Origin of the sequence: Amycolatopsis sp. NPDC006131, assembly GCF_040614175.1 — a bacterium.
In the GTDB taxonomy this organism is placed as follows: Bacteria; Actinomycetota; Actinomycetes; order Mycobacteriales; family Pseudonocardiaceae; genus Amycolatopsis_E; species Amycolatopsis_E tucumanensis.
Genome location: NZ_JBEXTX010000057.1, coordinates 21,394 through 42,544, shown reverse-complemented (window position 1 = coordinate 42,544; position 21,151 = coordinate 21,394). Strand labels below are relative to the sequence as shown.

Sequence of the window (21,151 nt, the reverse complement as noted above, 5' to 3'; positions counted from 1 at the left end):
CCCCGATGAATGGTCCATTCATCGGCGCACCCCAAGCACCCCCAGCCCACCCAGGTGCCGCCCGCCGCCACCACGGCTCACCCCACGCCGGCATCTCCGGCATCATCGAGGGCATGCGCGCGGAACGCCTGGTGGCCCTGCTCTTCACCCTGCAGAGCAGGCGCAGCGCGACCGTCCCCGAGCTGGCCGACGCACTCGGCGTTTCGGAGCGCACCATGCACCGCGACATCGCCGCCCTGCAGGCCGCCGGGGTTCCACTGTGGACGGAGACCGGGCGGTACGGCGGCGTGCGGCTCGTGGAGGGGTGGCGCACCCGGCTGGACGGGCTCACCTCCCGCGAAGCCGTCGCCATCTTCGCCATGGGCGTGCCCCGCGCGCTGGCCGAGCTGGGTCTCGGCACCGCCGTCTCCGCCGCCCACGCCAAGGTCAGCGCCACCCTCCCCGCCCCGCTGCGTGAGCAGGCCCAGCACCTCGCCCAGCGGTTCCACCTCGACGCGCCCGGCTGGTTCAAGTCCGAAGAGGACGCCGAGCACCTCGCGACCATCGCCCAGTCCGTGTGGGAGCAGCGCCGCGCCGCGATCACCTACCGGCGCGGCGACCACACCGTCGAACGCCTCCTCGAACCGCTCGGCCTCGTCCTCAAGGCCGGCGTCTGGTACCTCGTCGCCCGCATCGAGCACAGCATCCGCACCTACCGCGTCAGCAAGGTCACCGCCGTCGAGCTCACCGACGAGCGCTTCGAGCGGCCCGCGGACTTCGACCTCGCCGGCTGGTGGCAGCGCTCCTCCACCCAGTTCGAGCGCTCCCTGCAACGCCACCCCGTCCGCCTGCGCCTGTCCCGCTGGGGCGTGCAACAACTCCCGCAGGTCCTCGACCCCGACCTGGCCATCGCCGCCCTCGACGCGGCCGGGCCACCCGACCCCGAAGGCTGGGTCGAGGTCACCATCGACCTGGAAGAACCGGCCATCGCGGCGAGCATGCTGCTCGGCCTCGGCCCCGACGTCGAGGTCGTCGAGCCACCCGCCGTGCGCGCCGCCTTCGCCGACGCCGCACGGCGGATGGCCGACCGTCACCGGTAGCCGGTCGGGTCCGCGGGCTTGCCCGCGTCCTGGACCTCCATGACGTACCGCCAGCCGTCCGGCCTGCTGCCGTCCACGTCGTCGAACTCGTAGATCTTCGCCAGCTGCCCGCTGTTCAGCGTCTGCCCGTGGAACCGGTGCCGCTCGGGGTCCGCCGCCAGCGACGCGACCGCCCTGCCCACGAACACCGGCGACTCCGAAATGCAGAAGTGCGGCTCCTTCGCGAGCGCGTCCCGCCAGTTCTCCTCGGTCACGCCGTAGTGCTCCAGCATCGCCTCCGACCGCAGCCAGCCCGGCGTCATCGCCACCGCCGTCGCGCCGTGCGGGGCCAGGTCGTGCGCTTCCGCCTTGACGATGCTGTGCGACGCCGCCTTCGCCACGTAGAACCCGATCGACGTGCCCTCCCGGAACCGCGAGTTGTACTCCTCGGTCCCGTCGGTCATCTCCACCACCAGCCCGCCCTGGCTGCGGATCACCAGCGGCAGCAGGAAATGGCTGGTGATGATGTGCGCGTCGATGCCCAGCCGGATCGACCGCAGCGCGTGCTCCAGCGGCAGGTCCCACACCGCCTGGCCCCACCCGATGTACTCGTCGCCGCCCCAGATGCCGTCGACCAGGATGTCCAGCCGCCCCTGCTCGCGGTCGACCCGCTCGGCCAGCGCCCGCACCTGCTCCGGGTCGAGGTGGTCGACGCGGATCGCCGCGCCCTTGCCGCCCGCGTCGGTGATCCGCTCCAGCGTGCCCTCGATCGTCTCCGGCCTGCCCACCTCGGAGCGGTGCTCACCGGAGGTCCGCCCGGTGACGTACACGAACGCGCCCCGGCGCCCCAGCTCGATCGCGATCGCCCGGCTCGCCCCGCGCGTGCCACCGGCGACGAGGGCGACCTTCCCACTCAGTTCGTTGCTCATGCGTCCACCGTGTCGGTGAACCCTGTCAGATCCCGTCATGGTTGCCGTCACCCGCGGGTAAGGGGTTCGTCATGACGATCTGGTGCGGTGGGTGACATGGACGCCCGTCTGCTGGTCTCGCTGTCCGGCATCGGTCCGCGGACGCTGCACCGCTGCGCCGAACTCGCGGCCGAGCTGGACCGCCGAAACGTCCCCCTGTCCCTCCTCTTCGCGCCGCGCACCGAGGGGTCGCAGGCCGTCACCGCGTGGGTCCGCGAGCGCACCAGCCGCGGCGACGGTCTCCTGCTGCACGGCTACGACCACCGCATCCCGCCCAGCCACCGGGCGGTCAGCCTGCACCGCAAGGCCGAGTTCGCCGGCCTGCCCGCGCACGAGGCCCGGCTGCGGATGATCGCCGCCAAGGCCGCGCTGGAGAAGCTTGGCCTCGGCGCGGACGGGTTCGCGCCGCCGCGGTGGCTCGCCTCGCCCGGCACGCTCGCCGCGGCGGGCGAGCACTTCGCGCTGTGCGCCGACCTCGCCGCCGTGCACGACCTGCGCACCCGCACCGTGCACCGCTCGCGGGTCCAGTCGTTCGCGGCGCACAACCACCGCACCGAGACCGTGCGCGCGTTCGCGCTCGTGCTCGCCTCGGCGCGGGCCGCACGACGTGGTGGTCTCGTGCGCCTCGGGATCGACGCGGCCGACCTCGCCCGGCCCGGTCTCCGGCACGCCTTCCTCGACGCGGTCGACGTCGCGCTGGAGAACCGGGCCTTCGGCACGACCTACGGGAGCTTGACGTCCTCGCCGCGCGTCGGCGCGCGCACCTCGGTGCCCTCCGGGGCGAGGTTGGTGAACAAGCCGTAGTGCATCGCCGGGTTCGCGAGCACCGCCTCGTGGATCGGCACGGCGACGCGCGGCGCGACCGCCCGCAGGTAGTCGACGGCCTCGCCGGCCTTGAGCCACGGCGCGCCGGTCGGCAGGCCGAGCACGTCGATCTTCTGCTCGGGCACGAAGAACGAGTCGCCGGGGTGGTAGAAGGCGCCGTGGTCGACGATGTAGCCGACGTTCGGGATGACCGGGATGTCGGAGTGGATCACGGCGTGCTGCCCGCCGACCACGTTCACCGCGGCGCCGCCCGCCTCGAAGGCGTCGCCCGGGTTGACGACCTGGAACTCCAGGCCCAGCTTCTGCACGGTCTCCGCCGAGCCCGGGTCGACGACCAGCTTCGCGTCCGGGTTGGCTTCGAGCAGCACCGGCAGCCGTTCGCTGTCGATGTGGTCGAAGTGCTGGTGGGTGATCAGGACCGCGTCCAGCTCGCGCTCGCCCTCGAAGCCCTCCGAGAACGCGCCGGGGTCGAGCAGGATCCGCGCGTTTTCCGTCTCCAGCAGGACACAGGCGTGTCCGAAATGGACGATTCGCATCAGGTGCTCCTCCGCGTGGGTTCAGGACCAGCCTAGGCCCGCCAGAATGGCGTCGCCAAGATCGCTTCGGCGGTACCGGACCTCGTGTCCGGATCGCGCCGACGTGAGGATCCCCACGTCTCGCAGCGCGGTGACGTGCGCGGACACGGTGCTCGGCGCGAGGCCCAGCCGGCCGGCGAGCGCCGACGTGGACAGCGGTTCACCGAGGGCGAGCAGGACGGCGGCCTTGGTGCGGCCGAACACCGCGGCGAGGCGGGCGTCGTGGTCCGGACGGCCGCCCCACAGCCCGGCGACGCCGCGGGCTGGGTAGAGCAGCGCGGGCTGCCAGGGCGGGACGGTGACCACGCCGACGCCGGGCCAGGCGAAGACGGCGGGCAGCAGGAGCAGCCCGCGCCGGCCGAGGCGGACCCGTTCCCGGGACCGGGATTCGACCAGGACCGTGCCGTCGACGAGCCGGACGCGCCGGTGCAGGTCCGCGAAGACGAGTGGCAGACCGCCGTCGGCGAGCCGGCGGGAGCGGTGGGCGATGTCGGCGGCGAGAACGTCCCGCATCCGCGGCCAGTGCGGCGCGACCAGCTCCGACCAGACGAGTGCCATCTGGTCGGCGAGCAGATCGCGCGCCTTCGCCAGGTTTGAGGGCAGGCCGCTGAGGTCGGCGTCGACCATGGCCAGCTCGGCGGCGACCTGCCGCGGCGGCGTGCGGCGGATGCGGTCCAGCTGCGCCTCGGCCGTGGTGTGCGGGCCGTCGGGTGGCGGGCTGAGGAAGTCGGTGATGTAGCGGCGGCCGGACAGGACGCTGCGCAGCTCGGCGATCGGCAGGTCGGCGCCGGTCAGCCACGGCGGGTGCACGGGGTGTGCGCGGAGGCCGAGCCCGACTTGGACCGCACCGAGCGCCTCCTCCAGCGGGGAGATGCCGAAGCGGACCGGGCTCGCGGCGGTGAGGACCAACTCGATCATGGCGGGCCGACTTTCGGGAATCTCCGAATCAGTATGGGCGCGGGAGGGGCGGCGGAACAGTCGGAAGGGTGCGAATCGAGGCGGACGGGTGGGGTGGCGGCGGGCGCCGCCCGGGTGCTGGCGACGACGCACTTCGTCGAGGTGGGCGGCGAGCCGGGTTGGTCGTCGCGCCGATACCGGGTCAACCGCGTGCCGAGGAGGTCCGCCGGTGAATCGCGCGTATTGGCGCTGGTCCGTGGGCGCTCAGCTGTACCGCCTGCCGATCGCCATGGGGCCGCTCGCCTTCACCTCCGTCGCCACGGTCGTCACCGGGTCGTACCGGCTCGGCGGGGTGATGGTCGCCGTGCTCGTGGGGGCCGAGATCACCGGCGCGGTGCCGTGCGGGCGGCTGCTCGACCGGATCGGCGTGGCCCGCGGTCTGGTGCTCCTCCTGCTCGCCGCCGGCACGGCCATGGCGGCGCTCGTCGTCGCCGCGGGGACCGGATCACACGGGCTGCTGGTCGCACTGGTCGTGGTGCCTGGGCTCGTCGTCGGCGGGCTGTCCGGCGGGTTCCGCACCCTGCTCGGCTCCGTCGTGCCGGACGACCAGCTGCCGCGCGCCGTCGCGATCGACTCGATGCTCTTCGAGGGCGTCCTCATCGCCGGGCCGCTGCTGGTCGCCGCCCTGAGTCCGGCCGGCGCGCTCGCCCCGCTCGCCGCCATGGCCGCGGCCTACTTCGCCGCGGCGCTGGCCGTGCCGCGGGCCGTCGCGCCCGCCCCGCCGAGGCCGGCGAAACTGCCCGTCCGGAACGCGCTGCCCTGGCTCGCGTGCCTGTTCGCGCTGGGCCATCTGCTCGCGACCGTCGAGGTCGCGCCGTTACCGCTGGTCCAACGGCTCGGCGCGGACCCGGCGCTGGCCGCGGTGGTGATCGTCGTGCTGAGCGGGGCCAGCATCGCGGGTAGCGCGGTCTTCGCGTGGCGACGGCCACCGGCCGGGCGGCGGCAGGCCGCGATGGCGCTGGGCGGGTTCGTCGTGGGCGGCTCGGTGCTGGCCGCGGACCTCGGGTGGGCCGGGCTGCACACCGGCGCGGCACTGATCGGCGCGGGCACCGGGCCGCTGCTGACCGTCGCGTCCGTGCGGCTCCAGCGGTTGCTGCCGGAAGGCCGTCGCGCGGAGGGGTTCTCGGCCGCGTTCGTCGTGCAGGCGACCGGGTTCGGGCTCGGGTCGCTGAGCGTCGGCGTGCTGCCGTTGTCGCTGGCGCCCACTCTCGGGGTAGTGAGCTCGGCCACCGCATGTGCCATGCTGGCGTTACTGAACAGTAGTTAGGAGGCCAACGATGACCGCCGTGGAGCCGAAGCCGGCCGTCCAGGACACGTTCGACTCGCTGAACCCGGCCACCGACGAGGTCGTCGGGACCCACCCGGTGCACACCGCGGAGGACGTCCAGGCCGCGGTCGCCGCCGCGCGGACCGCCGCCGGCTGGTGGGCCGGCCTCGGGTTCGAGGGCCGCGCCGACCGCCTGCGCCGCTGGAACGGGATCATCACCCACCGCCTCGCCGAGCTGTGCGACGTCGTCAGCAAGGAGACCGGCAAGCCCGCCGGCGACGCGCAACTGGAGGCCGTGCTCGCGATCGAGCACATCCACTGGGCCGCCCGCAACGCGCGCAAGGTGCTGGGCCGGAAACGCCGCTCGGCCGGACTGCTGCTGTCCAACCACACCGCGACCGTCGAGTACCAGCCGCTGGGCGTGGTCGGCGTGATCGGGCCGTGGAACTACCCGGTCTACACGCCGCTCGGCTCGATCACCTACGCCCTCGCGGCCGGGAACGCCGTGGTGTTCAAGCCGAGCGAGTACACCCCCGGCGTCGGGAAGTGGCTGGTCGACACCTTCGCCGAGGTGGTGCCCGAGTACCCGGTGCTGCAGCTGGTCACCGGCTTCGGCGCGACCGGCGCGGCGCTCGTCGGCGCGGGCGTCGACAAGATCGCGTTCACCGGCTCGACCGCGACCGGCAAGAAGATCATGGCCGCGGCCGCCGAGACCCTCACGCCGGTGGTCATCGAGGCCGGCGGCAAGGACCCGCTGATCGTCGACTCGGACGCCGACCTGGACGCGGCCGCCGACGCCGCCGTGTGGGGCGCGTTCTCCAACTCCGGGCAGACCTGCATCGGCGTGGAGCGGGTGTACGTGCACGAGCGGGTCTACGACCAGTTCGTGGACAAGGTCGTCGCGCTGACCCGCGGGGTGAAGCCGGGCCAGCAGTACGGGCCGATGACCATGCCGTCGCAGCTGGACGTGGTGCGCAGGCACATCGCCGACGCGCTGGCCCGCGGCGGCCGGGCGCTGACCGGCGGCGCGGACGCGGTCGGCGACCGGTTCGTCGAGCCGACCGTCCTGGTCGACGTGCCGGAGGACTCCGCCGCGGTGCGGGAGGAGACGTTCGGCCCGACCATGACGATCGCCAAGGTGCGCGACATGGACGAGGCGGTCGAAAAGGCCAACGCGACGGTCTACGGGCTCGGCTCGACGGTGTTCTCCCGCGCCAACGCCACACGACTGGCCCAGCGGCTCAAGGCCGGGATGATCTCGATCAACGCGCCGTTCTCGTTCGCCGGGGCCGCGTCGCTGCCGTTCGGCGGGGTCGGCGACTCCGGCTTCGGGCGGATCCACGGCCCGGAGGGCCTGCGCGAGTTCGCCCGCCCGAAGGCGGTCGCCCGCCAGCGCTTCGCGGTGCCGATCAAGCTCACGACCTTCGCGCGCACCGAGAAGACGGACAAGCTGGTGAGCAAGCTCGTCACGGGCTTGTACGGCCGGAAGCGTTGACGCCCTCGCCGACATGTTCGCGACGCGCCTTGGAGTCGGACCTCCAAGGCGCGTCGTGTTTTATCCGCGCGTCGCGGCTTTTCTCTTGCCGCTACGCATGAGTTGCTCGCGGGGCCACTGGCAGCCGCACAGCGGCTGCGCTGGCACTTGAAAGGAACTTTCTATGCCGAGAGATCGGCGCGGGAAGTCACCTCCGCCGTGCATGTGCGCGGTGTGCAGGCTGCGCGGCGGCGGAACAGCAGGACCAGAGGCGAGATCCGATGGATCGTTCTCCTCGTGGCCCTGCTGGGCCTTCGTCAGGACGAGTTGGAGCTCGTCCAGCAGTACTGCCTGCTTTGAGCAGGTCCAGCGAGGGCGGGCATGTGGATATCCGCCACACCCTCTCTGGGAACGAAGAGCCCTCTGACGTCCATCTTCATTTCCGAACTCGGCGTGTTGCGGCTGGAGAACTGTTGCGCGACCCCGGCCGCCTGAACGCACCGCAACAACCCGCGATCGCAACACCCGCACCGGCAGCTGTCAACAGGATGAGTGAACTTCTCGTCAGCGGGTAACCATCCGTATGCGAAAGATCATCGGTATCGCGGCCGGAGCGGCGCTCCTCGGCTCGATCGGGATCGCCGCTCCCGCCGCGCACGCAGCGGAAACACCGTGCAGCCCGCGGGCGAAGGCGTGCCTGCAGCTGCACACCAACCAGGCCTGGCTGACGAACAACGGTCAGGTGACCCGCGGGCCCGTTCCGGTCACCGTGGGCAAACCCGGCTACGAGACGCCGGTGGGCACGTTCAAGGTCCAGTACCGCGACATCGACCACTACAGCAAGGCCTACGACGCTCCGATGCCGTACTCGGTGTTCTTCACGACCACCGGCGTGGCGTTCCACGAGGGCAGCCTGCGTGAGCAGTCGCACGGGTGCGTGCACCTCTCGCGCGCCGACGCGAAGGCCTTCTACCAGACCCTGCGCACGGGTGACGTGGTCGAGGTCGTGAACTGAGTCCGGTATTTCGGACGAGGCGGGGTATCGTGCGGTCATGCCCCGTCTCGTACCGGCCGTGCTCCGGGCCGCGGACATCCTGGAACTGTTCCTCGACGAACACGTCCGCCTGTCCGCGACCGAGATCGTCGAGCGCCTGGGCCTGCCCCGCTCCACCACGCACGAGCTGCTGACCACCCTCGTCGCCCGGAAGTACCTGGACCGCCAGGCCGGCGAGGAGACCATGTACCGCCTCGGGCCGAAGCTGCTCGAACTGGGTGCGCGCTACCAGCAGCGGCTGGAGTTCGGCGTCGAGGCGGACGCGGTGGCCCGGCGGGTCGCGGCGCAGTGCGACGAGACCGTACACGTCGCCGTGCTGGACGGGCTGGAGGTCGTCTACGTGTCCAAAATAGACTCGACCCACTCGGTGCGCCTGATCTCCGCGGTCGGCCGCAGGCTGCCGGCCAACTGCACCGCCGTGGGCAAGGTCCTGCTCGCCGGGCTGTCCAGGGAGGAGGTCAGCCGCCGGCTCAAGGGGCACCGGCTGACCGCGCTCACCGAGCACAGCATCACGTCCCGCCCGGAGCTGCTCGCCCAGCTGGACGCGGTCCGGGTGACCGGCGTCGCGCACGAGCGCAGCGAGTCCAATCCGGACGCCGGCTGCGTGGCCGCCCCGGTGGTGGACTCGCGCGGCGAATGGGTCGCCGCGATGAGCATCTCCATCCCGACCTCGCGCCACGACCAGGAGTCCTGGCGCCGCTGGGAAAAACTCGTGCGCGAGGGCGCCGCCGAGCTCTCCCAGCGCCTCGGCGGCCGCGCCCCCGACCCCACGACATGAACCCCGTTGCGGGGTTGATGTTTCGCCCGGTTTCCGCACCGGCACCGTAGCGCGCGGACTTCCCGCAGGTCACCGCCGCTGCGCATGTCAGGAAAACCACGGCGGCACCCGGGAAACTACGACCCGTTCCTCCTCCTTACGAGAAATGGGTGGTTTTCATGCGTTTTCGCCGGACGTTGAGTGCGGTGGCCGTGGTGACCGCCGCGGCGGTCGCTCCCGTGGTGATGGCCCCGGCCGCGGATGCGGCGTGGTGGAAGCTCCAGATGCACACCGATGACGGGGACCCGGGCGGTCGCGTGCGTTTCCAGCCCAACGGGGACCGCGTCGAGGTCTGCGACATCGAAGCCGACGGGTACGGGGTCGAACTCTACGTCTCCCGGCCGTACCACAATGACAGCTACCGGATCAGGGTCGGGGGCAACGGCAACTGCGTGACCCGCGACGCCGACTGGCCGGGCTACAACTTGGCCGAGAACACCTACTACGACTTCGACATCTACCTCACCAAGAACAACCGGCTGCACTACTGGGACGAGTCCACCTGGCCTAGCTGATCCGATCGGCCAGCAGCTCCTCCGGCACGTTCTGGAACGCGACCGGGCGCCGGAACCGGTCCACCGCCGCCGTGCCGACCGAGGTGTGCAGCGGCGCCGTGGTCGCCGGGTACGGGCCGCCGTGGTGCATCGCGCGCGTCACGGCCACCCCGGTCGGCCAGCCGTTCCACACCACGCGCCCCACGTGCTCGGCCAGCTCGTCGACCAGTTCGGCCGCCACCGGGTCGTCGTCCTCCGCCTGCACGGTTCCGGTGAGCTGCCCGTCGATGGACCGGACGATGTCCAGCATTTCGGATTCGGTCGAGTACTCCACCACCAGCGAGGCCGGCCCGAAGCACTCGGTGCGAAGCGCCTCGCCGTGCTCCAGCAGCGCCTTCGCGGTCGTGGCCAGCAGCGTGGGCGCCTCGCCGCCGTCGACCAGCGTGCGCACCTCGGCGTGCCCGACCAGCCGGCCCAGCACGGCCGCGTAACCGCTCGCGATGCGCTCGTTGAGCAGCGGCGCGGCAGCCACCTGGCGCACCCGCTCGGCCGCCGCCTCACCGATCCCGGACCCGGCCGGGACCACGAACAACCCGGGCTTCGTGCACAGCTGACCCGCGCCCATCGTGAACGAGTCCACGTACCCGGCCGCGATCTCCGCGCCACGCGCCCGCGCCGCCGCCTCCGTGACGAACACCGGGTTCACGCTGCCGAGCTCGCCGTAGAACGGGATCGGATCCGGCCGCGACACCGCCAGGTCGTACAGCGCCCGCCCAGCGGTCGGCGAACCGGTGAAGGCCGCCGCGCGGACGCGGGGATCGGTCAGCGCGGCCCGGCCGTCCTCCTCGCTGTGGATCAACGCGAACACGCCCTCCGGCAGCGCGGACCGCACGATCTCGCCGGTCGCGTCGGACAGCCGCGGGTGACCGGGGTGCGCCTTGAGCACCACGGGGCAGCCCGCCGCGAGCGCCGACGCGGTGTCCCCGCCCGCGACCGAGAACGCGAACGGGAAGTTGGACGCCGCGAACACAAGCACCGGCCCGATCGGACGGTGGGTCAGGACCAGCTTCGGCCGCGGCGCGGGCGGCCACGAGGGGTCCGCCTCGTCGACGACCGTGCGCGGCTGCACCTCCTCGGCCAGCAACCGGAGCTGGAAGCTGGTGCGCACGACCTCGCCACGCAGCCGCGCCTCCGGGATGTGGGTCTCTTCCTGCGCGATCGGCACGAGCTCGTCCGCGGCGGCGTCGATGCCGTCCGCGACCTCCCGCAACGCCGCGGCGCGATCGGCGCGCGCCCAGGACCGGGCGGCGTCGGCGGCCGCTTCGAGGATGTCGTCCAAGCTCATCGGGTCACCTCCGCGACGGTGGCGGGCACGGCGAGGTCGGCGGCAGGCAGGGCCGAGCCGACGGCCTCCGGCGCGTGCCGGTGGAGCAGTTCGAGACCGATCTCAGCACGACGCACCCGCTCGCGCACCAGCGCGACCGCGGTCGGCGTCAGGTGCGTGCCGCTGGGGTAGATGTTCGGCGCGTTGCGCAGCCCGAACTTGAGGTAGACCGGCGCGGCGACCCGCACGATCTCGGCGATCTCGAAGTGCCGGACGAACCCGCCGAGGTCGTCGGGCGCCTCGATGTAGACGTCCAGCGGCAGGTCGACGGCCGCGCGGATCGCGGCGAGCTGGGCCAGGCTCAGGTCGGTCGGCACGTTGTAGGTGGTCGCCCCGGCCTGTTCGGCGAGCCGGATGGACGCCGGGTTGGCCAGGCCCATCTGCACGCTGACCTTGAACCGCATGTCGACGGGCAGCTCCCCGGCCGCGCGCATGCGGTCGGCGACGCTCAGCACGCCGACGTCGGTGACCAGCACGCTGCGGATCCCGGCCTCGGCGGTGCGGCGGATGTCCTCCAGCACGTGGACCAGCTGCTCGGCGCCCCGCGCCTGCGCGGCGAACGGCCCACCGCCGGGCGCCACGGACGCGGCGCCGGTGTCCCACCCGGCGACCGGGCGGGCGAACAGGCTCACCTCGACCTCGCGCGCCCGCGCGAGGTCGGCCATCGCGGCCAGTTCCGGCCGCGTCAGGAGCATGCCGCCGCTGCCCTGCGAGACGCGGTGCACCACGACCCCGCGCGCGTCGGCCTCGGCGTAGACGGCTTCCAGCGCCTCCGGTCCCTCGACGCTCGGGATCTCCACCCGGTACTGGGCGCCGTCCGGGAACCGCTTGGGGCTCGTCGGCAGCTCACCCGGGTCGCCGGGCGGCAGGCCCAGGGTGCGCAGGAAGTCGCGGGTTCTGTCCACGGTTCACCACCGTTGTTCGAAATTTCGGATGCGGTTCGTAGTCCCGGACGACGTTAGGCGCTGGCCGAACCGCGGTCAAGACGGTTGACATCGCCCGAATCCCGACTTTAGGTTCGGAGGGCCGAACGTCATCCGAGATATCGGACGAGCAGACAACGGAGTCACCCGTGCCCCCAGCCATCCTGCGCAAGATCACCCTGCGCCTGCTGCCCTTCCTCGGGCTGCTGTACGTGATCGCCTACATCGACCGGTCCAACGTCGGGTTCGCGAAGCTGACCCTGCAGTCCGAGCTCGGCCTGTCGGCGACCGTCTACACGCTCGGCCAGGTGTTCTTCTTCGTCGCCTACGCGCTGCTGGAGGTGCCGAGCAACCTCGCCCTGCACCGCTACGGCGCGAACCGGTGGATCGCCCGGATCATGCTCACCTGGGGCCTGGTCACCGTCGCGACCGCGCTGGTGTCCACGACCTGGCAGTTCTACCTGGCGCGGTTCGCGCTCGGCGCGGCCGAGGCCGGGTTCTTCCCCGGCGTCATCTACTACCTGACCCGCTGGTTCCCGGAGAGCCACCGCAGCAAGGCGATCGGGCTGTTCATGCTGGCCGGCCCGGTGTCGTTCATCATCGGCAACCCGGCGATGGGCGCACTGAACGACCTGCACGGCGTCCTCGGCCTGGAGGGCTGGCAGTGGATCTTCGTCGCCACCGGCATCCCCGCCGTGCTGCTGACGCCGATCGTGCTCTGGGTCCTGCCGAAGTCGCCCGAGACCGCCAAGTGGCTGACCGACGACGAGCGCACCTGGCTGACCGGCGAACTGCGCCGCGAGGCCGAGGCCGCCGGTGCCCAGCCGCACAGCCCATGGGCGGTGCTCAAGGACTCCCGGGTACTGGCGATGGCCCTGTTCTTCCTGTGCTTCCCGCTGGCCACCTACGGGCTCGCGTTCTGGCTGCCGACGATCGTCAAGGGCTTCGGCGACCTGTCCGGGTTCGGCGTCGGCGCGGTGTCGGCCATCCCGTACGTGTGCGTCATGGCTGGTCTTCTCGTGGTGCCGCGACTGGCCAACCGGCGCGAGGCGCCCTTCGGCTGGCTCGCGTTGATGCTCGGCTTCTCGATCGCCGGGTTCGTCGTCGCCGCGACCGCGAGCGCCCCGTGGCTGCAGATGATCGGGCTGTGCGTCGCGTCGATCGGCGGCTACGCGGCCCAGCCGGTGATGTGGGGCCTGGTGCCGAAGTTCCTCGCCGGGGCGACCGCGGCCGCGGGCATCGCCGCGATCAACGGCATCGGCAACCTCGGCGGCGGCTTCGGCCCGATGGGCATCGCGGCCATCGTGGACGCCACCGGTTCCGCCGCGACCGGCCTGTACTTCCTGATCGCGGTGTCCGTGCTCGGCCTGTTCGGCACGTACGGGCTGCGCCGGGTGCTGCGCCGCCGCGCGGACACCGCGAAGGTGCTGACCGGTTAGAAGGAGAAGCAGCCGATGGCGGCGTTGCCGTTGCGGGCGACCGCGTCGAAGAACTCCCGCAACTTCGCGTAGTTCTCCGAGAGGTACTCCAGCTCCTCGGCGGGGTGGGTGTCCCAGATCCGCGGGTAGATCCCGCGGGTCATCATGTCGGCGGGGTCGTAGTGCTCGGCGAGCCGCTCGAACGGCGCGGCGTTCAGCGACTCGGCGATGCTCTTGACCACCTCCGGCCGGAACCCGTTGAACTCGTCGCCGTCGTGTTCGATCGGGTCGCCGTCCATGCGCAGCTCCACCCCGACGCCCGCCTCGTCGAGGAGGTACTGGATGCCGTCCCAGGCCTTCTCGATGAAGGCGTCGCGGACGGTCTCGTCGTCGCTGAGCTCGTCGTACAGCTCTTCGGCCTGCTCGCTGTCACCCATCACGCCGTCCAGCCGCTCCGGCGTGACCTCGACGTACCCCAGTGTCATTCCCATCCGCAGAAGGTATCCAGGTCACACCCGCCACCACCCTGGGCGGGGGTGGCGCCGACCGCGGCTAGACTCGGGGAGTACCGCCTACCTGCGATTACTGGAGCGACCCGCCGTGGCCCGTGTGGTGGTTGACGTCATGCCCAAGCCCGAGATCCTCGACCCGCAAGGTCAAGCCGTCGCCGGGGCGCTGCCGCGGCTGGGCTTCACCGGGGTCACCTCGGTGCGCCAGGGCAAGCACTTCGAGCTCGAGGTCGACGACTCGGTCGACGACGAGACGCTCGCCAAGATCGCCGAGGGCTTCCTCGCCAACCCGGTGATCGAGGAGTGGACCGTGCGGAGGCTCTCGTGAAGATCGGGGTCATCACCTTCCCCGGCACGCTGGACGACGTGGACGCGGTCCGCGCCGCCCGCTACGCCGACGCGGAGGCCGTCAACCTGTGGCACGCCGACGAGGACCTGCGCGGCGTCGACGCGGTGATCGTGCCGGGCGGCTTCTCCTACGGCGACTACCTGCGCTGCGGCGCGATCGCCCGGTTCGCCCCGGTGATGTCGTCGGTCGTCGACGCGGCCAAGGGCGGCATGCCGGTGCTCGGCATCTGCAACGGGTTCCAGATCCTGTGCGAGGCCGGGCTGCTGCCGGGCGCGCTGGTGCGCAACAAGAAGCTGCACTTCGTGTGCCGCGACCAGTGGCTGCGCGTGGAGAACAACACCACGGCGTGGACGACCCGGTACGAGGCGGGCGCCGAGATCCTGGTGCCGCTCAAGTCGGGCGAGGGCGGCTACGTCGCCGACCAGTCCACGCTGGACGAGCTGGAGGGCGAGGGCCGCGTGGTGTTCCGCTACGTCGGCGAGAACCCGAACGGCTCGCGTGACGACATCGCGGGCATCTGCAGCGCCAACGGCCGCGTCGTCGGCCTGATGCCGCACCCCGAGCACGCGATCGACGCGCTCACCGGCCCCAGCGACGACGGGCTGGGGATGTTCCTCAGCTTGGTCGACAGCCTCGTCAAGGCCTGATGGTCCCCGGAGGCGACCGCCTCCGGGGAAACCTCAGCCCACGTGGGCGGCCGTCACCAGGCGCGAGTACGGGCCGTTCGCGGCGAGCAGTTCGGCGTGCGTGCCCAGCTCGGTGATCCGCCCGGCCTCCAGCACCGCGACCCGGTCGGCCGCCGCCGCGGTGTGCAGGCGGTGCGCGATCGCGATCACGGTCCGGCCGTCCAGCACCCCGCTCAGCGACCGCTCCAGGTGACGCGCCGACGAGGTGTCCAGCAGCGACGTCGCCTCGTCGAGCACCACCGTGTGCGGGTCGGCCAGCACGACCCGCGCCAGTGCGAGCTGCTGCGCGGTCGCGGCGGGCACGGCCAGCGCGCCCGAGCCGAGCTTCGTCTCCAGGCCGTCCGGCAGCCCGCCGAACCAGTCGCGCAGCCCGACCGCGGCCAGCGCGCGCACCAGCTCCTCGTCCGGCCACGACCCCGCCGGCAGCGTCAGGTTCTCCCGCAGCGTCCCGGAGAACACGTGGTGTTCCTGGGTCAGCAGCAGCACCTCGCCGCGCAGGACGTCCTCGGCCAGCTCGGACACCTCCGCGCCGCCGATCGTCACCGAACCCGAACCGGGCGCGGCGACCCCGGCCAGCAGCCTGCCGAGCGTCGACTTGCCCGCACCGGACGGGCCGACGATCGCCAGCCGCTGCCCCGGCGGCACCCGCAGGTCGATGCCGTGCAGCACCTCGCGGCCTGCCGAGTAGCCGTAGTGCACGTCGCGCACCACGATCTCCTGGCCACGCGGCTCCGGTCCGCCGGCCCGCTCAGCCTCACCGCGAACTCCCACCCGTCGCCCACCACCACCCTCAACGGAAGCGCTTCGCGCTGCGTCCACACCCAGGACCCGGCGCAGCGCGGTACCCGAGACCTGCAGGTCCTCGACCCACCACATCGCCTCTTCGAGCGGCCCGGCCAGCGCCTGCACGTACACCACCATCGTGGTGATCGTGCCCAGCCCGACCAAGCCCTCGCCGTACGCCCAGCCGCCGAGCAGCAGCACCGCCGCCACCGGCGTGACCTGCGCGATCTGCATCCACGGGAGCCAACCGACGGTCACCCCGCGCAGCCGCTGCTCGCCGCGGATCGCCCCGGCCAGCGTGCGGTTCCCGAGCGCGATCCGCCGCCCGGTCAGCCCGAGCGCCTCCGCCGTGCGCGCGCCCTCGGTGGTCTCGTGCAGGCTCGACTGCACCTCCGACCACTGGTCGAGCATCTCCTCGACGATCCGCGGCGCGCGCCGGACGTACCAGCGCATCGTGAGCACCACGATCGGCACCGCGACCAGCAGCCCGAGCGACAGCAGCGGCGAGGTGACGATCATCCCCGCGACCGTCAGCACGATCGTGATCAGCGCGATCGAGATCTCCGGGATCGCGTTGCGGACCGAGAAGTCGATCCGGTCGGCGTCCGTGGTCGCGCGGCTGATCAGGTCACCGGTGCCTGCCGCCTCGACCGTGCCCAGCGGCAGCCGCAGCGCGCGCTCGACGAACCCCTCGCGGGTCTCGGCCAGCACGCGCTCGCCGAGCATCCCGGCGCGGAAGCGGGCGAGCCGCTTCAGCACCGCCTGCACCACCAGGATCACCACGAACGCGAGCGCGAGCAGGTCGATCCGGCTGTCCCCGGCCACCGCGAGGTCCACCAGGCGCCCGAGGATCTGCGGGCCGGCCAGCCCGGCGATCGTGGCCAGGCCGAACAGCCCGATCACGACGCCGAACTCGCGGCGGTTCACGCGCAGCAGGTCCCGCGCCCAGCGCCGGGCCTCGGCGCCGGTCGCGAGCACTAGCTTGAAACGCATGTGATCACCTCGTCCGCCACCGCTTTCCACAGTGGACTTTCCGTGAAAACGACGGTCGTGCGGCCACGGCGCAGCTCGGTGACCCGCTCGGTGATGCGGGCCTCGGTGTGCGCGTCGACAGCCGAGGTCGGTTCGTCGAGCAGCAGGGTGTCGGCGTCCAGTGCCAGCGCGCGGGCCAGGTTCAGCCGCTGCCGCTGACCGCCGGACACCTCGCGGCCCCGCTCGCCGATCAGCTCGTCGAGCCCGTTCGGCAGGCCTTCGACGATGTCCTCGGCGTCGGCGGCCCACAACGCGACCTCCGCCCGCTCGGCCGGGACCAGCTGGTCCCGCAGGATGCCGGAGAACCACAGGTCCTGGTTGTGCGCGTAGACCACGCGCGACCGGAGTTCGGCCAGCGCCACGTGGTCGGCGGGCACGCCGGACACGAGCACCCGCTCGCCGGGCTCCGGCTCGGCGAACCGGGCCAGCCGCGCGGCCAGCGCCTCGGCCTCCGGCCCGGCGTCGACGACGGTCAGCTTCCCGGCCACCGCGGTGAAACCGGAGGTCGTGTCGTGCAGCTCCAGCGGCCCGTCCGGCAGCGCGACCGGCGCGTCCGGCTCGGACAGCAGCGGTCGCAGGCTCAGCACGCCGCAGACCTTCTTCGCCGACACCATCGCCGAGGAGAACGCGGCGGTGAACTCGGTCGCCGTGCTCACCGGCACCACCAGGAACACCGACGAGGAGTAGAACGCCACCAGCTCGCCGACGCTGATCGTGCCCGCCGCGACGAACCGCGCGCCGACCCAGGTGATCGCCACGGTGACCAGGCCGGGCAGCAGCACCTCGGCGCCCACCAGCCACGACTCGCTGCGCGCCACCTCGACGCCCGCACGCCGGACCCGCTGGCTGGCGCCGCGGAACCGGCCGAGGAACTGCTGCTCGCCGCCGACGCCGCGGAGGATCCGCAGGCCCGACACGATGTCCGCGGCCAGCGCGTTCACGCTGGACAGCTCCTCGCGCTGCACGCCCTTGCGGCGCTGCAGCGGCGCGACCAGCTTGCCCATGCTCAGCGTCGCGAGCGGGACCCCGACCAGCGCGATCACGCCCAGCAGCGGCGACATGCCGATCAGCACGAGGCTGACGGTGAGGAAGGCCACCACCGAGCCGAACAGCCGGCCGGTCACCTCGAACACGTTGCCGATGTGGTTGATGTCCGAGGAGGACACCGCCATCACGTCACCGGTCCCGGCCTGCGGGCGCAGCGACGCACCGAGCCGCGCGGTGTGCTCGACGACCGCACGCTGCGTCATCGCCGCGCCGTGGATCCACATGGTGTGCACGGCGAAGATCAGCGCGCCTGCGCACACCGCCTGCGCCACGCCGAGCAACACGACCAGGCCGACCCCGCCGAGCAGCTCCTCGCCCGCGCGGATGTCCTCGACCACCCCGCCGATCACGAGCGGCAGCAGCGCGCCGGGCAGCAGCCACAGCGCGCCCAGGACGCACGCGGACACGGCGAGCCACGGCCGCGCCCGCAGGAGCGCGCCCAGGAATCGCAGTGGCGTGAGCCGGGACGGGAGGCGCATGACAACAGACGGTAAGTGCCCCAGCTCACCTCACGCGACCGATTTTCTGCCGGTCAGAGCGCTGCAAGTACCCTGGAGGCCGTGACCGACACCCTGGCCATCGACACGACCGAGCGGGCCGCGGAAACGCCGGACCTCCCGCAGCCCTACCGCGAGCTCGGGCTCGCCGACGACGAGTACGCGCGCATCCGCGAGATCCTGGGCAGGCGGCCGACGGACGCCGAACTGGCCATGTACTCGGTGATGTGGAGCGAGCACTGCTCGTACAAGTCGTCGAAGAAGCACCTGCGCTACTTCGGCGAGACCACCACCGAGGAGATGCGCTCGAAGATGCTCGCCGGGATCGGCGAGAACGCCGGTGTCGTCGACATCGGTGACGGCTGGGCGGTCACCTTCAAGGTCGAGAGCCACAACCATCCGTCCTATGTGGAGCCTTATCAGGGCGCCGCGACGGGTGTCGGCGGCATCGTGCGCGACATCCTGGCGATGGGCGCGCGGCCGCTCGCGGTGGCCGACTCGCTGCGCTTCGGCCCGGCCGACGCGCCGGACACCCGCCGCGTGCTGCCGGGTGTCGTGGCCGGCGTCGCCGGGTACGGCAACTGCCTCGGCCTGCCCAACATCGGCGGCGAGGTCGCCTTCGACGCCAGCTACGCGGGCAACCCGCTGGTGAACGCGCTGTGCGTGGGCGCGATGCGCACCGAGGACCTGCACCTGGCGTTCGCTTCGGGCACCGGCAACAAGATCATCCTGTTCGGCGCGCGGACCGGTCTGGACGGCATCGGCGGCGTGTCGGTGCTGGCCAGCGACACCTTCTCCGGCGACGAGAACTCCGGCGGCCGCAAGAAGCTGCCGAGCGTCCAGGTCGGCGACCCGTTCACCGAGAAGGTGCTCATCGAGTGCTGCCTCGAGCTGTTCCAGCAGAAGCTCGTGGTGGGTATTCAGGACCTCGGCGGCGCGGGCCTGTCCTGCGCGACGTCGGAGCTGGCCGCGGCCGGCGACGGCGGCATGCACGTCGAGCTGGACAAGGTGCCGCTGCGCGCCGAGGGCATGACCCCGGCGGAGATCCTCTCCAGCGAGTCGCAGGAGCGGATGTGCGCGGTCGTCGAACCGTCCAAGGTGGACGCCTTCCTCGCGGTGTGCGCGAAGTGGGACGTCATCGCCACCGTCATCGGCGAGGTCACCGACGGTGACCACCTGGTGGTGACCTGGCACGGCGAGACCGTGGTGGACGTGCCGCCGCGCACCGTGGCGCACCAGGGCCCGGTGTACGACCGGCCGGTCGCCCGTCCGTCCACTCAGGACGAACTGCAGGCGGACACGCCGGAGAAGCTGCACCGTCCGTCCACTCCGGACGAGCTGCGGGAGACGCTGCTGAAGGTGGTCTCGTCGCCGAACCAGGCGTCGAAGGAGTGGGTGACCGACCAGTACGACCGGTACGTGCGCGGCAACACGGTGCTGTCGCAGCCGTCGGACGGCGGCATGATCCGCATCGACGAGGAGACCGGGCGCGGCGTCGCGGTGTCGACGGACTGCAACAGCCGGTTCGTGTACCTCGACCCGTACGCAGGGGCGCAGATCGCGCTGGCCGAGGCGTACCGCAACGTGGCGACGACGGGCGCCACCCCGCTGGCGGTGACGGACTGCCTGAACTTCGGCGCGCCCACGGACCCGGGTGTGATGTGGCAGTTCGAGCAGGCCGTGCACGGCATCGCCGACGGTTGCGCGCAGCTCGGCATCCCGGTGACCGGCGGCAACGTGAGCTTCTACAACCAGACCGGTGAGACGGCGATCCTGCCGACGCCGGTGGTCGGTGTGCTCGGCGTGATCGACGACGTGCGGCGGCGCATCCCGACCGGGATCGGCGCCGAGGCGGGCGAGACGCTGCTGCTGCTCGGCGAGACGCACGACGAGTTCGGCGGTTCGGCGTGGGCGCACGTGATCCACGGGCACCTGGGCGGGCTGCCGCCGAAGGTGGACCTGGAGCGCGAGCGGCTGCTGGCGGAGATCCTGGTCGCCGGTTCGCGGGACGGGATGATCTCGGCCGCACACGACCTCTCCGACGGCGGCTTGGCGCAGGCCCTGGTGGAAATGGTGCTGATCGGCCAGTGCGGCGCGCGGGCCCTGCTCGACGAGGACGCCGACCCGTTCGTGCAGCTGTTCTCGGAGTCCACCGGGCGGGTCCTGGTGGCGGTGCCGCGGACCGAGGAGCTGCGGTTCACGGAGATGTGCACGGCCCGCGGGCTCCCCTGGCGCAAGGCGGGCGTCGTGGACCCGGAGGCGGGCGGCCTGGAGATCCAGGGCGTGGCGACCTTCGGGATGGAAGAGCTGCGCGACGCGTTCGAGAGCACGCTCCCGAAGCTGTTCGACTGACGGTTCAGCCTCGGACGCGGAGCCGGGCGCGTCCGCCAACGAACGGTTCGAGCGACCAGGCCGCGGGGAGCTGCACTTCCCGCGCCTGGTCGACTCCGGTGTTGAAGAGCGAGACGCTCTCGACCGCCATCCGGAGGTCGACGTGATCCGAGAAGCGGATCCGGCGGAAGTCCAGCGAGACCGCGTTCCGGAACTCTAGATCAGGCTCTTCTGCAGCAGGAGCGTGTCGAGCCAGCGGTCGTGCTTGTAGCCGACGTTGCGCAGCACCCCGACGTCGGCGAAGCCGCGGCGGCGGTGCAGCGCGGGTGAGGCCGGGTTGCGCTCCGGGTCGGCGATCACCGCGATCACCTCGCGGATTCCGTTCTCCCGGCAGCGGGACAGGAGCGCGTCCAGCAGTGCGCCGCCCACGCCGCGGCCCGTCGACCACGGGGCGAGGTAGATCGAGTTCTCCGCCGTGCGACGGTAGGCCGGACGCGTCTTCCACGGCGAGCAGTACGCGTAGCCGGCGACACGACCGTCCACTTCGGCCACCAGGAACGGCAGGCCCGCGTCGGCGATCGCGGTGAAGCGGCGGGTCCACTCGGCCAGGTCCGGCGGCTCCAGCTCGAACGTCGCGGTGCTGGTGCGCACGTAACCCTCGTAGATCGCGGCGATCGCCGGTAGGTCGGCCACCCCCGCCGCT

The 21,151-nt window shown here is 72.1% G+C and carries 20 protein-coding genes; 11 read left to right on the top strand and 9 right to left on the bottom strand.

Annotation, left to right across the window (positions count from 1 at the left end; translation table 11 throughout):
• Window positions 1-113 precede the first annotated feature (113 nt).
• Window positions 114-1,079, top strand: coding sequence for a YafY family protein (locus ABZ215_RS26250; RefSeq protein ID WP_354709672.1), 966 nt, complete (start codon window positions 114-116; stop codon window positions 1,077-1,079).
• Here the strand turns inward: ABZ215_RS26250 and ABZ215_RS26245 are convergent.
• Window positions 1,070-1,987 (bottom strand): SDR family oxidoreductase, encoded by a 918-nt coding sequence (locus tag ABZ215_RS26245; RefSeq protein WP_354952381.1) that lies wholly within the window; start codon window positions 1,985-1,987, stop codon window positions 1,070-1,072. The two genes, ABZ215_RS26250 and ABZ215_RS26245, sit on opposite strands and share 10 nt — an antisense overlap.
• A gap of 96 nt (window positions 1,988-2,083) precedes the next feature.
• On the opposite strand from ABZ215_RS26245, the gene ABZ215_RS26240 reads away from it, so the two are divergent.
• The gene (locus ABZ215_RS26240) at window positions 2,084-2,830 is read left to right on the top strand and encodes a DUF2334 domain-containing protein (protein WP_020421390.1); all 747 of its coding nucleotides are present in this window, start codon (window positions 2,084-2,086) and stop codon (window positions 2,828-2,830) included.
• Here ABZ215_RS26240 and ABZ215_RS26235 read toward each other — a convergent pair.
• Complete coding sequence (locus tag ABZ215_RS26235; protein ID WP_020421391.1) at window positions 2,749-3,387, bottom strand: MBL fold metallo-hydrolase; 639 nt, start codon at window positions 3,385-3,387, stop codon at window positions 2,749-2,751. The genes ABZ215_RS26240 and ABZ215_RS26235 overlap by 82 nt on opposite strands.
• A gap of 21 nt (window positions 3,388-3,408) precedes the next feature.
• Entirely contained in the window at window positions 3,409-4,344 is a 936-nt protein-coding gene (locus ABZ215_RS26230) for a DUF5937 family protein (RefSeq protein ID WP_354952379.1), read from the bottom strand.
• Window positions 4,345-4,612: 268 nt separating this feature from the next.
• Between ABZ215_RS26230 and ABZ215_RS26225 the strand changes: the two genes are divergently transcribed.
• The 5 genes from ABZ215_RS26225 to ABZ215_RS26205 all read left to right on the top strand — a co-directional run bounded on the left by ABZ215_RS26225 (window position 4,613) and on the right by ABZ215_RS26205 (window position 9,510).
• Entirely contained in the window at window positions 4,613-5,650 is a 1,038-nt protein-coding gene (locus ABZ215_RS26225) for an MFS transporter (protein ID WP_354952387.1), read from the top strand.
• 10 nt (window positions 5,651-5,660) lie between these two features.
• Window positions 5,661-7,145, top strand: a complete 1,485-nt coding sequence (locus tag ABZ215_RS26220) for an aldehyde dehydrogenase family protein (protein WP_020421394.1) — start codon at window positions 5,661-5,663, stop codon at window positions 7,143-7,145.
• A 562-nt stretch (window positions 7,146-7,707) separates the two neighbouring features.
• A complete protein-coding gene (locus ABZ215_RS26215) occupies window positions 7,708-8,139 on the top strand; it encodes a L,D-transpeptidase (RefSeq protein WP_020421396.1) in 432 nt (143 codons plus the stop codon).
• Between the two features lie 37 nt (window positions 8,140-8,176).
• Window positions 8,177-8,956, top strand: coding sequence for an IclR family transcriptional regulator (locus ABZ215_RS26210; protein ID WP_354952377.1), 780 nt, complete (start codon window positions 8,177-8,179; stop codon window positions 8,954-8,956).
• Between the two features lie 158 nt (window positions 8,957-9,114).
• Window positions 9,115-9,510: a hypothetical protein gene (locus ABZ215_RS26205; RefSeq protein ID WP_354952375.1), complete on the top strand. Its 396-nt coding sequence runs from the start codon at window positions 9,115-9,117 to the stop codon at window positions 9,508-9,510.
• Here ABZ215_RS26205 and ABZ215_RS26200 read toward each other — a convergent pair.
• A complete protein-coding gene (locus ABZ215_RS26200) occupies window positions 9,503-10,834 on the bottom strand; it encodes an aldehyde dehydrogenase (NADP(+)) (protein WP_354952373.1) in 1,332 nt (443 codons plus the stop codon). The two genes, ABZ215_RS26205 and ABZ215_RS26200, sit on opposite strands and share 8 nt — an antisense overlap.
• Entirely contained in the window at window positions 10,831-11,778 is a 948-nt protein-coding gene (locus ABZ215_RS26195) for a U32 family peptidase (protein ID WP_354952371.1), read from the bottom strand. The genes ABZ215_RS26200 and ABZ215_RS26195 overlap by 4 nt, the downstream gene beginning before the upstream one ends.
• A gap of 167 nt (window positions 11,779-11,945) precedes the next feature.
• Between ABZ215_RS26195 and ABZ215_RS26190 the strand changes: the two genes are divergently transcribed.
• Entirely contained in the window at window positions 11,946-13,235 is a 1,290-nt protein-coding gene (locus ABZ215_RS26190) for an MFS transporter (RefSeq protein ID WP_354952369.1), read from the top strand.
• On the opposite strand, the gene ABZ215_RS26185 is transcribed toward ABZ215_RS26190, so the two are convergent.
• Complete coding sequence (locus ABZ215_RS26185; protein ID WP_354952367.1) at window positions 13,232-13,705, bottom strand: YfbM family protein; 474 nt, start codon at window positions 13,703-13,705, stop codon at window positions 13,232-13,234. The genes ABZ215_RS26190 and ABZ215_RS26185 overlap by 4 nt on opposite strands.
• A gap of 109 nt (window positions 13,706-13,814) precedes the next feature.
• Between ABZ215_RS26185 and purS the strand changes: the two genes are divergently transcribed.
• Window positions 13,815-14,051 carry a phosphoribosylformylglycinamidine synthase subunit PurS gene (gene purS / locus ABZ215_RS26180; RefSeq protein WP_020421402.1) on the top strand — a complete coding sequence of 79 codons (237 nt, stop codon included), beginning with the start codon at window positions 13,815-13,817 and terminating at the stop codon, window positions 14,049-14,051.
• Entirely contained in the window at window positions 14,048-14,719 is a 672-nt protein-coding gene (gene purQ / locus ABZ215_RS26175) for a phosphoribosylformylglycinamidine synthase subunit PurQ (protein ID WP_020421403.1), read from the top strand. Before purS ends, purQ begins: the two co-directional genes overlap by 4 nt.
• Window positions 14,720-14,752: 33 nt before the next feature.
• Here purQ and ABZ215_RS26170 read toward each other — a convergent pair whose 3' ends face one another.
• The gene (locus ABZ215_RS26170; RefSeq protein ID WP_354952365.1) at window positions 14,753-16,534 is read right to left on the bottom strand and encodes an ABC transporter ATP-binding protein; all 1,782 of its coding nucleotides are present in this window, start codon (window positions 16,532-16,534) and stop codon (window positions 14,753-14,755) included.
• The gene (locus tag ABZ215_RS26165; RefSeq protein ID WP_354952363.1) at window positions 16,519-18,099 is read right to left on the bottom strand and encodes an ABC transporter ATP-binding protein; all 1,581 of its coding nucleotides are present in this window, start codon (window positions 18,097-18,099) and stop codon (window positions 16,519-16,521) included. Before ABZ215_RS26165 ends, ABZ215_RS26170 begins: the two co-directional genes overlap by 16 nt.
• An 81-nt stretch (window positions 18,100-18,180) precedes the next feature.
• On the opposite strand from ABZ215_RS26165, the gene purL reads away from it, so the two are divergent.
• Window positions 18,181-20,469, top strand: a complete 2,289-nt coding sequence (purL, locus tag ABZ215_RS26160; RefSeq protein WP_020421406.1) for a phosphoribosylformylglycinamidine synthase subunit PurL — start codon at window positions 18,181-18,183, stop codon at window positions 20,467-20,469.
• Between the two features lie 195 nt (window positions 20,470-20,664).
• Here the strand turns inward: purL and ABZ215_RS26155 are convergent, their stop codons facing one another.
• Entirely contained in the window at window positions 20,665-21,141 is a 477-nt protein-coding gene (locus ABZ215_RS26155; protein WP_354952361.1) for an N-acetyltransferase family protein, read from the bottom strand.
• Window positions 21,142-21,151: the final 10 nt, after the last annotated feature.

Excerpts from the sequence above, each read along its gene's own strand:
- ABZ215_RS26250 (WP_354709672.1), top strand. The coding sequence starts at position 114 with ATGCGCGCGGAACGCCTGGTGGCCCTGCTCTTCACCCTGCAGAGCAGG.
- ABZ215_RS26245 (WP_354952381.1), bottom strand. The coding sequence starts at position 1,987 with ATGAGCAACGAACTGAGTGGGAAGGTCGCCCTCGTCGCCGGTGGCACG.
- ABZ215_RS26240 (WP_020421390.1), top strand. The coding sequence starts at position 2,084 with ATGGACGCCCGTCTGCTGGTCTCGCTGTCCGGCATCGGTCCGCGGACG.
- ABZ215_RS26235 (WP_020421391.1), bottom strand. The coding sequence starts at position 3,387 with ATGCGAATCGTCCATTTCGGACACGCCTGTGTCCTGCTGGAGACGGAA.
- ABZ215_RS26230 (WP_354952379.1), bottom strand. The coding sequence starts at position 4,344 with ATGATCGAGTTGGTCCTCACCGCCGCGAGCCCGGTCCGCTTCGGCATC.
- ABZ215_RS26225 (WP_354952387.1), top strand. The coding sequence starts at position 4,613 with ATGGGGCCGCTCGCCTTCACCTCCGTCGCCACGGTCGTCACCGGGTCG.
- ABZ215_RS26220 (WP_020421394.1), top strand. The coding sequence starts at position 5,661 with ATGACCGCCGTGGAGCCGAAGCCGGCCGTCCAGGACACGTTCGACTCG.
- ABZ215_RS26215 (WP_020421396.1), top strand. The coding sequence starts at position 7,708 with ATGCGAAAGATCATCGGTATCGCGGCCGGAGCGGCGCTCCTCGGCTCG.
- ABZ215_RS26210 (WP_354952377.1), top strand. The coding sequence starts at position 8,177 with ATGCCCCGTCTCGTACCGGCCGTGCTCCGGGCCGCGGACATCCTGGAA.
- ABZ215_RS26205 (WP_354952375.1), top strand. The coding sequence starts at position 9,115 with ATGCGTTTTCGCCGGACGTTGAGTGCGGTGGCCGTGGTGACCGCCGCG.
- ABZ215_RS26200 (WP_354952373.1), bottom strand. The coding sequence starts at position 10,834 with ATGAGCTTGGACGACATCCTCGAAGCGGCCGCCGACGCCGCCCGGTCC.
- ABZ215_RS26185 (WP_354952367.1), bottom strand. The coding sequence starts at position 13,705 with ATGGGAATGACACTGGGGTACGTCGAGGTCACGCCGGAGCGGCTGGAC.
- ABZ215_RS26170 (WP_354952365.1), bottom strand. The coding sequence starts at position 16,534 with ATGCGTTTCAAGCTAGTGCTCGCGACCGGCGCCGAGGCCCGGCGCTGG.
- ABZ215_RS26165 (WP_354952363.1), bottom strand. The coding sequence starts at position 18,099 with ATGCGCCTCCCGTCCCGGCTCACGCCACTGCGATTCCTGGGCGCGCTC.